The organism is Streptomyces sp. SLBN-31 (assembly GCF_006715395.1).
GTDB lineage: Bacteria > Actinomycetota > Actinomycetes > Streptomycetales > Streptomycetaceae > Streptomyces.
Genome location: NZ_VFNC01000003.1, coordinates 866,149 through 876,475 on the forward strand (window position 1 = coordinate 866,149; position 10,327 = coordinate 876,475).

The window sequence follows — 10,327 nt, forward strand, 5'->3', positions numbered from 1 at the left end:
CCGAGGTGCGGGGCTGTGGTGAGGGCGGCGGTCCGGGTCCGGCGGGGTTGTGGTGGTTCGGCGGTCCGGGTGGGCAGCGGCCGGGTTTCGGTCGCGTCCCAGGTGGCTTGGTGTGCGGGGGCGTTCACTGGCCACCTCCGAGGTGCAGGGCTGTGGTGAGGGCGGCGCGCTGGGCCCAGCCGGGCTGCAGCGGGCCGGTGGCCAGGAACGCGGTGAGTACCACGGGTACGGTGCCCGCGCCGAGCGCGGCGGCCAGCCGGCCGGCGGCCCGTCCCGGACCGGCCTTCGCCAGCCGCCACCACACGGCACCGACCACGGAGAACAGGCACCCGGCGTACAGCCACAGTTGGAGGGAGAGGCGGGTGTCCGTGCCCGTGCCGGCGCCGTGGAAGAGGGCGAACGGCCAGGCCGCGTAGGCCAGCCAGTGCACCGCCTTCCAGCGCCGGGCCCCGATCCGCAGCCGCAGCGCGCTGGTCACCAGCACCGCCAGCAGCAGATCGAACGCGACCGTGCCGAGCCCGAGCCACAGCGGCCGGTAGGAGGCGGCGAACGGCAGCACCGTCACCGCCCATCCCAGGCGCACGAACGGGTCGAGGACCGCGGTGACCACGTGCAGCACGAGGAACACCAGGGTCAGGACGGACAGGTTGCGGTGCAGCAGGCCGATCTCGAAGCGGCCGATCGTGCGGGGCGCGGCCCGGCCGCCTGCGGCGATGCCGAGCACCACGGTGGCGGTGAGCAGCAGCAGCGCCAGGGTGCCTCCGGCGCGGCCGGCGTACCAGAGCGGGCTGCCGACCAGGGCGAGGGTGGTCATCGGGGGCCTCCGTCGGGGGCGTCGAAGTCGTCGGGCGGCCAGCCGCCCAGTCGCAGGACCCGTCCGTCCACCGCGACCAGCCGGGCCGGCAGGCCGGTGCCGCGCAGCCAGTCGGCGGCCGCGTGGCCCCGTACGATCGCCGCCGTGCTCGCCGCGTTGGCGTCCACGCAGGTCGCGGCGGCGACGGTGACGGTGCGCCAGACGGGGGCGGCGGGTTCGCCGGTGGCCGGGTCGACGATGTGGTGCACGGTGCGGCCGCCGCGGCGCCAGGTGCGCACCCGGACGCCGGAGGTCGCCAGTGCGCCGGCCGTCACGGTGACCACGGGGCCGTTGCCGGACTCGGGGTGGGAGTGGTCGTCGGCGAGCGCGATCCGCCAGCCGCCCTCGGGTGCCGGGCCGGCCACCGCGAGATCGCCGCCCAGGTTGACCACCACCCCGCAGCCGGCGGCGGCCGCGGCCCGGCGGGCGGCCCGGTCGGCGGCCAGCGCCTTGGCGGTCGCGCCCAGGTCGAGGGAGGTGTGCGGGGGCAGGCGCAGCACCGAGGTGCCCGGGTCCCACGCGATCCGGTGCCAGCCGGGGGCGGGCCGGAACACCGGCAGGGGGCGGGCGTCCTCGGGCCGTACGGAGGCGAACGTACGGTCGTAGCCGAGCGCGATCACCGCCCGCCCGACGGTCGGGTCGACCGCGCCGTCGGTGAGTTCGGCCGCCCTGAGCGCGGCCTGGAGCGCCTCGGCGAACCGCGGGCCGACCCGCACCGGGGAGCCTGCGGCCAGGTTCACCCTGCTGAGCTCGGAATCGGCCCGAAACCGACTGCACGTCACGTCGATCGCCCTCAACTCGTCCCGCAGAACCTCCTCGGCGACGCCCACCGCCCGCGGATCACCCACGAGCAGCACGGCGGTGGTACCGAGAGCGGGGAACGCGACTTCGGCAGGCTCGCCCGTGGGCGGGGTCGCGGTCGGGGGTGTCATGACGCGCCCGTCGTGGTCTGGGGTTGCCGCTGGGTGGGGGTGGGGGGCTGCGCGGGGGACTGGAGGGCCGGCCGGCGGGCTCCTCCGTCGTCGTCGCCCTCCTCGTCGCCACCGCCGCCGTCGTCGTCGTGCCCGCCGCCGTCGTCGTCCCCGCCCGTGCGGTGGGTGGTGGCCGAGGAGGAGGGGGCGGCCGGGTTGTGGGCGGCCGGGCCGGCGGGGGCCGGGGAGGCCGAGCCGCCGGGCAGGACGTGGGTGTACACGGCGCCCAGGGCGGCCGTACCGGCGACAGCCGCGGCGGCGATCCAGCCGGTCAGGCCGCGGATCCGCGTCAGTCCGCGATCGCGGGCGCGCGCCGCGCCGGCGGACGGCACGGCCGACGGGTCGTAGTCGGGGGGCGGGTACGACATGGCAGCGGCTCCTGGAGGATCGGCGGCCCGCTTTCGGCTGCGTGCACCTCCAGGCTCCGCGGGCGCACCCCTGGAATCCGCTCACCTCTCCTTCAGAACCGGTTAAGATCTCGGACCCGCCGACTCCCGCGTCCACAGCGGCAGTTCCAGTACGACGGTCAGCCCGCCCCCCGGGGTGTCCTCCAGCCGTACCGTCCCCCCGTTCACCGTGACGAGCCGGTGCACGATGGCGAGGCCCAGCCCGCTGCCCCGGGCCTCGGGATTGCCGAACCGGTGGAACGCCACCTCCTTGGCCTCCGCGTCCATCCCCGGCCCGTCGTCGACCACCCGGAGCTCGGCCGACCGCCCCGCCACCACGCGCCGCGCGACGGTCACCCGGCCGCCGTCGTCCACGGCGTCCAGGGCGTTGGCGATCAGGTTGTCGAGGACCTGCTCCAGATGCCCGCAGCCCAGCGCGGCGGCCGGAGCCGGCCCGGCCGCCGCCGTCAGCCCCACCCCCCGCTCCTCGGCCACCGGCGCCCAGGCGGCCACCCGTTCCTCCACCACCTCGGCGACCGGTACGGCGGCGGGCCGGGGCGTGGTCTGCTCGGCGCGCGCCACCGCGAGCAGCCCGTCGACCAGCCGGGAAAGCCGGGCGATCTCCACCTGCGCGGCAGCCAGTTCCGCCGCGGTCTCGCCCCGCGCCCCGGCGGCCAGCACGTCCAGCCGCAGCCGCAGCGCGGCGAGCGGGGTGCGCAGCTGGTGCGAGACATCGGCGATCACGGCCCGGTGCCCGTGCACCAGCGCCTCCGTACGCCCCGCCATCGTGTTGAAGGTGGTGGCCAGCCGCCGTACCTCCGGCGGTCCGCCGTCCACGACGGCCCGTTCGCCCAGGTTCCCCTCGCCCAGCCGGTGGGCGGCCGCGTCCAGTGTGGACAGCGGACGGCTCACCCAGCGGGCGAGCCGCACGGACAGCAGCACGCACGCGGCGAGCCCGAGCGCGCCGATCCCGGCGGACCAGCCCCAGATCGCGGCGATACGGGCGTCCAGCGGCGCGGCGGAACGGGCCAGGACCACGGCCCCGGCGGGCCGGCGCACGTCCCCGGCCGGCTCGGCGGCCAGCAGCCGTCCCTCGTTCTGCGGCGGTTCCGGCTCGTGCCCGGCGAGCACCCGCCCCACCAGCTCCTCGGCCTCCTCGCCCTGCGCGGCCTTGCAGGGCGTACTGGCGACCAAGTGCCCCGAGCCGTCGTAGACGGCGGCGCAGTCGCCCGCCTCGGCCGCCGCGTGGAGCTCCTTGTCCATGGCCGCGGCCGACCGGTGGTCGGAGAGGTGCTCCTCGGCCGCCGCGGCGATCACCCGGGTCGCCGCCTGCTGGTCGTCGCGGAAGGACACCCGTTCCCGGGCGGTCATCAGCACTCCGAGCGGCACCACCGCCAGGATCAGCAGCACGGTGGTCAGGACGAGGAAGGTCAGGGCGATGCGCCGGCTCACGGCGGCGGCTCCCCGGCCCCTTCGGCGTCCCCGACGGCCCCGAGCCGGAACCCGTGCCCGTACACCGTCTCGATCAGCCCCGGCACACCGAGCTTGCGCCGCAGGGCCGCGACGTGCACGTCCAGCACCTTGGTGGGGCCGTACCAGTGGGCGTCCCAGGCCCGCTCCAGGATCTCCTGCCGGCTCACCGTCCGCCCCGGATCGGCGCTCAGGCACTCCAGGATCCCGAACTCCTTCGGTGTCAGCGCCACGGGCCGTCCCTCCACCGACACCTGCCGGGTGCGCAGGTCGACGGCGAGCGGGCCGTGCCGCAGGATCTCCGGGCCGCTCGGGCGGCGGCGGCGCAGCACCGCCCGCATCCGGGCCATCAGCTCGGCCAGCCCGAACGGTTTGACCAGGTAGTCGTCGGCCCCCTCGTCCAGGGCCACCACCCGGTCCGCCTCCTCGCCGCGGGCGGTGACCGCGATGATTGCGGCGTCCGAACGGGCCCGCAGCCGCCGGCACACCTCGACACCGTCGATGTCCGGCAGCCCCAGGTCGAGCAGGACGACGTCGGGGGAGGGCGCCGCCAGGGCCGCCCGCCCGGTCCGCACGCCCTCCACCACGTAGCCGGCCTGCCTCAGGCCGCGCACCAGGGAGTCGGCGATGCCGCGGTCGTCCTCGACGACCAGCACCCGGGTCTCCTCGAAGGCGCCGGCGGCCTGCCCGTTCGTGCCCAAGACCGCCTCCCGGCGCGCTGAGGTGCCCCGCCTGCCAGCATCCCAGCCTGCGCGCCCGCCCGCACCGGCGGAAGGGGCCGTACGTCCCTGCGGACACCCGGCCCGGAGCCGCTCCGGCTCAGCGAGCCGACGCGAGCGGCACCCGCCCACCCCACGACGACCCCGGTACACGGAGCCGAGGCGAGCAGCGCCCCGCCCGCATCGACGGCCGGGCGTCGGCAGTGCCCCGGCCCACCGATCCGAGGCGAGCAGCGCGGCGCCGGCAGTGCCCCGGCTCGGGGAGCCGAGGCGAGCAGCGCGCCGGCAATGCCCCGGCTCGGGGAGCCGAGGCGAGCAGCCGCCTGCCCGGATCGACGGCCGGGCGTCGGCAGTGAGCGCCCCGCCCGCATCGACGGCCGGGCGTCGGCAGTGCCCCGGCTCAGGGAGCGGACGCGAGGAGCTGGGGGGAGTGGGTCTTGATCAGGGTGTTGGTCCAGCGCATCTGGCGCAGGGTCTGCGGGTGGCAGGCGGTGGCGAGGGCGAGGAGGTCGTCGGCGCCGGTCGCCTGCGCGGCCTGGGCGAGCATCTCCCAGTCGAGGGAGTTGCCCGCGGCGGCAAGGTGGAGACGACGCAGGTCGTGCAGGAGGAGCAGGCCCGCCTCTGGGCGCCGGCCGAGTGCCTCGGCCGTCTTCTCCCGGACCGTCGACAGCAGGCCCCTGGTACCGGCGCACCGTCGTCCTCGACGCGCTCGAATACCTCCACCAGCACCGCTGAGAACGCGCGGGTCGGGTACCCGGCGGCCGTACGAGGACAGGGAGGCCGGCATCAGCGGACCGGTCCCTTCGCAGGCCGAGGGCGACGAGGACGCCGCCGAGGAGGAGAAGGGCGAGGAGTGGGAGAGCGGCTGGTCGGGTCCTTGGCGCACATCGCCGTACCCGCTTGGTCGCCGCCCGTGTGTGCCAAGATCGGGCGAGACCGGTGCGCGGCGGGGCCGCGGGGAGGTGAGGGGCATGCCGGACGGCGATGTGCTGGGCGACGGTGACGCCGAACGGGAGACGGAGGTCGAGCGTGCCCGCATCGCCCACGAGCTCATCGCCGCGGTGGACGGTCTGCGGCCGCCCGAGGTGCCTGAGGCGCTGTGCCGTGCCTGCTGCCGACTGCTCCCGCCGGCGACCGGACTGTCGGTGAACGTGGCCGGGAACAGCGACGGCACGGGCATAGTGCTCTGCGCCAGCGACGACGTCGCCACCCGGCTGGCCGACATCCAGTACACCCTCGGCGAGGGCCCCAGCACGGAGGCCGTCCGGCTGCGGGCGCCCGTCTTCGCCCCGGACCTCAACCGCCCGCCCGACACCCGCCGCTGGCCGCTGTTCTCCGTCCAGGCGATCAAGGCGGGCGCGCAGTCGGTCTTCTCGCTGCCCCTGGCCGGCGCCGGACACGCCCTGGGCACCCTCGACCTTTACCGGCGGGCCTCGGGCTCACTGAGCGGAACCCACCTGCGCACCGCGCTGCTGGTGGCCGACGCGCTGAGTCTCGCCGTGATCGCGCTCGATCACGCTTCTCCGGCCCCCGAAGGAGTCGTAACGTGGCTGGCAGGTGCGGAGGCGGACCGCGAGGAGGTGCACCATGCCACAGGAATGATCATGGTGCGGCTGGGAGTGAGCGCCGAGGAGGCGCTGCTGCGGCTGCGCGCCCGGGCCTTCGCCCAGGGGCGCACCGCGACCGAAGTCGCCCGTGCCATCGTGGACCGGACCATGGACCTCTGCGATGACTGAGGACACCGGGTATCGGCCACAGCGCGCGACCACGAAGCCGGGGAGGCGAGCATGAACCGCGAGCGAGAGCTGGCTCAGGCCTTCGTCGCCCTGTCGGACACCTTTGCGGCCGAATTCGACCCCTTGAGTCTGTTCCGCCGGCTGGTGCACACCTGCCGGGACCTGTTCGACGTGGACGCGGTGGCGGTGATGATCGCGGACGCCCGGGGCGGTCTGAAGACGATGGCGGCGACCGACGAGGACGCCGAGTTCATGGAGCTGCTGCAGGTGCAGAGCGGGCAGGGCCCCTGCATGGACTGCTACCGCAGCGGCCGACCGACGAGCGTCCCCGACATCGGCGCCGAGCACGAACGCTGGCCCGCCCTGGTCACGGCCATGACCACGGCCGGCTACCGGTCCCTGCAGGCGATCCCCATGCGGCTGCACGAGCGCTCCCTGGGCGGCCTCACCCTGCTGCGCCGGCGAACGGGCCCCCTGCCGGCGGACGACGTCCATCTGGCGCAGGCCCTCGCGGACTCCGCGTCGCTGGGCCTGATGCACTGGTCCACCGAGCCGGACCGCGCCGACGACGTCGTCACCCGCGTGCAGAGCGTCATCGCGGCGAAGGCCACGCTGGACATCGCCCGGGGCATGATCGCGGAGTGCGCGGGGTCCACCGTCGGCGAGGCCGCCCGGCTGCTCGACGTCTACGTCGGCAGACGGCACGTCCGCCTCACCGAGACCGCCTACGCCCTGGTCACCCGCGCCCTGGACCCGGCCGAGGTGCTGGCGTCGCGGACCAGCGGCTGATCGCGGCGGCGAGCCGGCGCCCGGGCGCCGCGGTCAGGAACGGCTCCGCGCCTCCACCAGCCGGGCCGCGCGTTCCACGGGCGACGGAAGACGCCTGCGGTGGGCGAGCGCGGCGGGCAGCCGGTCCAGCACGCCGCGCAGGGCTCGGCGGGCGGCCGGGTCGCCGGTGAGGGCGGCGGCCGTCAGGCGCAGGCCCGCCCGCAGCGCGACGCTCAGCGGCCGGCGCAGTAGCAGGGTCAGCACCTCGTTGCGCCGCTCCAGGTGGCCGCGGCCCTCGCGGTGGGTGGGGTCGGGGTGGTGACAGGCCGTCAGCGAGGGTTCGTACGTCACTCCCCAGCCGTCGGCCGCGAGGTCGTAGGCGAGCAGGGTCTCCTCCCCGCCGAAGAAGAGCACCGGGTGATAGCCGCCCACCGCGAGGAACGCCTCCCGGCGCACCACGCAGGCGCAGCCCAGGAACCCCAGTACCGGCCGGCCCGGGAGGTCGGGTTCCTCGGGCAGGGGCGAGGCCCCCAGGACGGCGTTGATCGGGTCCTCGGCGCCGTCGGTTCCGACCAGCGTGCGGGCGGCCAGCAGACCGAGCCGCGGGTGGGTGTCGAACAGGTCGGCGGCCCGGCGCAGGGCGCCGGGGGTCCACAAGGAGTCGTCGTCGCTGAAGGCGACATAGGGCGTGTCCGCGTGCCGCACGGCGAGGTTGCGGCCCAGCGCGCCGGTGTTCTCGTGGGCCCCGAACAGCCGGACACCTGCCGGTCGGCGGCGCAGCGCGGCGCGGGCCGCGTCACCGGAGCCGTTGTCCACGACGATCACGGCGGGCCGCTCCGGCAGGGCGTCCAGGGCCTGCAGGGTGCGCAGCACGCTCCCGGGCCGGTCACGAGTGATCACGGCGACCGTGACGCGTCCGTCGGGGCCTGAGGGCGTGTCAGCGGTGGGCCGCTGTGCCATGGACGTCAACTCCCCTCTGGGGAGGGGTTGTTGCCGCCGCGGGTCGGAGCAGGGAGAGTGCGGTGGTGGTGACCTCGGCGGGTTCGATGCGCAGCAGGCGGGGGTCGGGGTGTGCGCCGTGCGGGTCGCCCGGTGGGCCGGGTTTCCACAGGGCGACGTGGCGGGCGAGGGGCGGCGGTCCCCACAGCCGGGCCGAACAGGGTCACCGACGGGGTGCCGTGGGCCACCGCCAGGTGGGCGGGGCCGGTGTCGCCGCTGACGACGAGGGAGGCGTGGGCGAGGAGCGCCGAGAGTTCGCCGAACGACAGGCCGCCGCACAGCAGGTCGCCCGGCGGCAGGCCCGCATGCTCGCCGATGTGCCGGACCAGGGCGCCCTCGGCCGGTGAGCCGGTGAGGACGACGCGATGGCCGGCGGCTCTCAAGTGGCGTACGACGACGGCGTACCGCTCCGCCGGCCAGCGGCGGGCGGCGGCCTCCGCCCCCGGGTGGACGACGACGGCACCCGGCGCCGGGGACGGCGTGGCGGGCGCGGGCAGCCGTACGTCGTCGGGGTCCGCGGCGATGCCGTAGCCCCCCAGGAAACGGCACCACCGGTTCCGTTCGTGTTCGTCCGGCCGCCACACAGGAGGCCGGCCGAGGCCGGGTTCGGGGTCGGCGGCGAAGGCCAGCAGACGGCCGGGGCGGAGGGCGGCGAGCGCGTCGCGGCTGGCGGGGCCGTTGCCGTGCAGGTCGACGGCGAGGTCCGGCGGCGGCCCCGGCCAGTGGCCCAGCGACGGCACGCCCCGGCCGGGTGCCTCGGCGGGCAGGACCGTGTCGACGGCGCCCGTGGCCAGCGCCGCCTGTTCGAGGGCGGGCGGCAGCGCGAGCACGATGTCGTCGCCGGGGAACGCCCGCCGCAGGCCGCGCAGGGCGGGCACGCCGGTCAACAGGTCGCCCAGGCCCAGGGCGCGCAGCACCAGGACGCGGCGCCGGTGTTGCGGAGCGGTCACCGTGACCCCCGTCCCCGGCCGGCCGGCTGGGGGCCGGAGGCCGCCCGCTCGGCGATGCCCGTGGTGGAGCGGCCGTCGAGGTAGGGGAACAGCACGACCTGGCCGCCCCAGCTCTCCACCAGGGACGCCTCCGGCAGCCGGGTCCTGGCGTAGTCGCCGCCCTTGGCCCAGATGTGCGGGCGCAGTTCGGCGAGGAGCCGTTCCGGGGTGTCCTCGTCGAAGACCGCGACGGCGTCCACGCACTCCAGCGCGCGCAGGACGCGGATCCGGTCGGCCTCCGGGACCAGCGGGCGGCCGTCCCCCTTGCGCCGGCGCACCGACGCGTCGGAGTTGACGCACACCACCAGGCAGTCCCCGGTGCGCCGGGCGGCCTGGAGCAGCGCCACATGGCCGGCGTGCAGGAGGTCGAAGCAGCCGCCGGCGGCGACGACGGTCCCGCCCGCGGCCCGCACCCGGGCGGCGGCCTGCAGCGCGTCGTCCGTCGGCTCGTCCTGTCGGGGCTCGTTGGGCACGGCGTCCACGACGACGGACCGTACGCCGCCCTCGGCGACGTACCGGGTGGCCGCGTGTACGGCGCCCCGCACAGCCGTCTCGACCAGCTCGCCGTCGGCCAGCAGCCCGGCGGCCGCGGCCGCGAACCGGTCCCCGGCACCACAGGCGTCCCCCTCGGCGGACACCGGCGAAGGCACCAGCAGCGGCGTCTCCCCGTGCGAGAGGAGCGCCCCCCGCCCCCCGAGCGTCACGGCAACGGCTCCCACCCGCCACCCCCGCACGAGCCGAGCGGCATCCCGCGCCGCGGCATGCAACTCCCCACCGGCCCCCACCCCCACGGACGAACCAGACGACGCCGACCCACACGCCCCCGTGCCCGCGCCGTCACCGGCACGACGCGTTCCCGCGCCGGCCCCATCCTGTCCCCCACCGGCATCGGCCCGCCCCGCTCCCGTGCCGTCCCCATCGCGACGGGTCCCGGCGTCGGCCCGCTCCGGACCTCCGCCCTCACCGGCGTGACGCGTCCCCGCGTCGGCCCGCGCCGCTACTGCGCTGGCCCGCCTCGCTCCCGCGTCCGTCCGCCCCGCTCCCGTGCCGTCCCCATCGCGACGGGTCCCGGCGTCGGCCCGCTCCGGACCTCCGCCCTCACCGGCGTGACGCGTCCCCGCGTCGGTCGCCGGCGGCGTCTCCGCGCCCACCTGTCCCGCCAGCGCGTGGGCTTCCGCCGAGGATGGTGTGACCGGGCGGTGCCCGGTACCGGTGGGCCGCCCAGGGGATGCGGGTCCCAGACGACCGGTACCCGCGCCGCCGCGTGGGCCAGGGGCTCGCGCAGGACGTCGGCGGTACCGCGGCCGTAGTCCGAGACGAGGACGGCCGTGGCCTCGGCGAGCGCGCGGTGGGCCTCCTCGGTGGCGGCCCGGGCCCGGCCCTCGCCGTCGTCCAGGCGCAGCAGGGGGCGGTCGTCGGCGAGGATGCGGGTCTTG

General features: G+C 76.7%; 10 protein-coding genes and 1 pseudogene. 2 read left to right on the top strand and 9 right to left on the bottom strand.

Annotated features, from left to right (window positions below):
* Positions 1 to 124: 124 nt before the first annotated feature.
* The 6 genes from FBY22_RS41610 to FBY22_RS41635 form a co-directional block, all read right to left on the bottom strand.
* A complete protein-coding gene (locus tag FBY22_RS41610; protein WP_142153835.1) occupies positions 125 to 814 on the bottom strand; it encodes a ferric reductase-like transmembrane domain-containing protein in 690 nt (229 codons plus the stop codon).
* Positions 811 to 1,785, bottom strand: a complete 975-nt coding sequence (locus tag FBY22_RS41615; protein ID WP_142153837.1) for an FAD:protein FMN transferase — start codon at positions 1,783 to 1,785, stop codon at positions 811 to 813. Before FBY22_RS41615 ends, FBY22_RS41610 begins: the two co-directional genes overlap by 4 nt.
* Positions 1,782 to 2,192, bottom strand: a complete 411-nt coding sequence (locus FBY22_RS41620; RefSeq protein ID WP_142153839.1) for a hypothetical protein — start codon at positions 2,190 to 2,192, stop codon at positions 1,782 to 1,784. Before FBY22_RS41620 ends, FBY22_RS41615 begins: the two co-directional genes overlap by 4 nt.
* 102 nt (positions 2,193 to 2,294) lie before the next feature.
* Positions 2,295 to 3,662, bottom strand: coding sequence for a HAMP domain-containing sensor histidine kinase (locus FBY22_RS41625; RefSeq protein WP_142153841.1), 1,368 nt, complete (start codon positions 3,660 to 3,662; stop codon positions 2,295 to 2,297).
* Positions 3,659 to 4,381 carry a response regulator transcription factor gene (locus FBY22_RS41630; protein WP_260845382.1) on the bottom strand — a complete coding sequence of 241 codons (723 nt, stop codon included), beginning with the start codon at positions 4,379 to 4,381 and terminating at the stop codon, positions 3,659 to 3,661. The genes FBY22_RS41625 and FBY22_RS41630 overlap by 4 nt, the downstream gene beginning before the upstream one ends.
* A 418-nt stretch (positions 4,382 to 4,799) precedes the next feature.
* Positions 4,800 to 5,186 carry a hypothetical protein gene (locus FBY22_RS41635; RefSeq protein ID WP_260845383.1) on the bottom strand — a complete coding sequence of 129 codons (387 nt, stop codon included), beginning with the start codon at positions 5,184 to 5,186 and terminating at the stop codon, positions 4,800 to 4,802.
* A gap of 184 nt (positions 5,187 to 5,370) precedes the next feature.
* Between FBY22_RS41635 and FBY22_RS41640 the strand changes: the two genes are divergently transcribed.
* On the top strand, positions 5,371 to 6,135 hold the full coding sequence (locus FBY22_RS41640; protein ID WP_142153843.1) for a GAF and ANTAR domain-containing protein: 765 nt from the start codon (positions 5,371 to 5,373) through the stop codon (positions 6,133 to 6,135).
* 51 nt (positions 6,136 to 6,186) lie between these two features.
* Positions 6,187 to 6,924 carry a GAF domain-containing protein gene (locus FBY22_RS41645; RefSeq protein WP_142153845.1) on the top strand — a complete coding sequence of 246 codons (738 nt, stop codon included), beginning with the start codon at positions 6,187 to 6,189 and terminating at the stop codon, positions 6,922 to 6,924.
* A gap of 33 nt (positions 6,925 to 6,957) precedes the next feature.
* Here FBY22_RS41645 and FBY22_RS41650 read toward each other — a convergent pair whose 3' ends face one another.
* The 3 genes and pseudogenes from FBY22_RS41650 to rfaE2 form a co-directional block, all read right to left on the bottom strand.
* Positions 6,958 to 7,863, bottom strand: a complete 906-nt coding sequence (locus FBY22_RS41650; RefSeq protein WP_142153847.1) for a glycosyltransferase family 2 protein — start codon at positions 7,861 to 7,863, stop codon at positions 6,958 to 6,960.
* Positions 7,841 to 8,852: pseudogene (locus FBY22_RS41655) on the bottom strand (glycosyltransferase family 9 protein). Before FBY22_RS41655 ends, FBY22_RS41650 begins: the two are co-directional and overlap by 23 nt.
* Positions 8,849 to 10,132: a D-glycero-beta-D-manno-heptose 1-phosphate adenylyltransferase gene (gene rfaE2, locus FBY22_RS46155; RefSeq protein ID WP_399212993.1), complete on the bottom strand. Its 1,284-nt coding sequence runs from the start codon at positions 10,130 to 10,132 to the stop codon at positions 8,849 to 8,851. The pseudogene FBY22_RS41655 and the gene rfaE2 overlap by 4 nt, the downstream one beginning before the upstream one ends.
* Between the last annotated feature and the right edge of the window lie 195 nt (positions 10,133 to 10,327).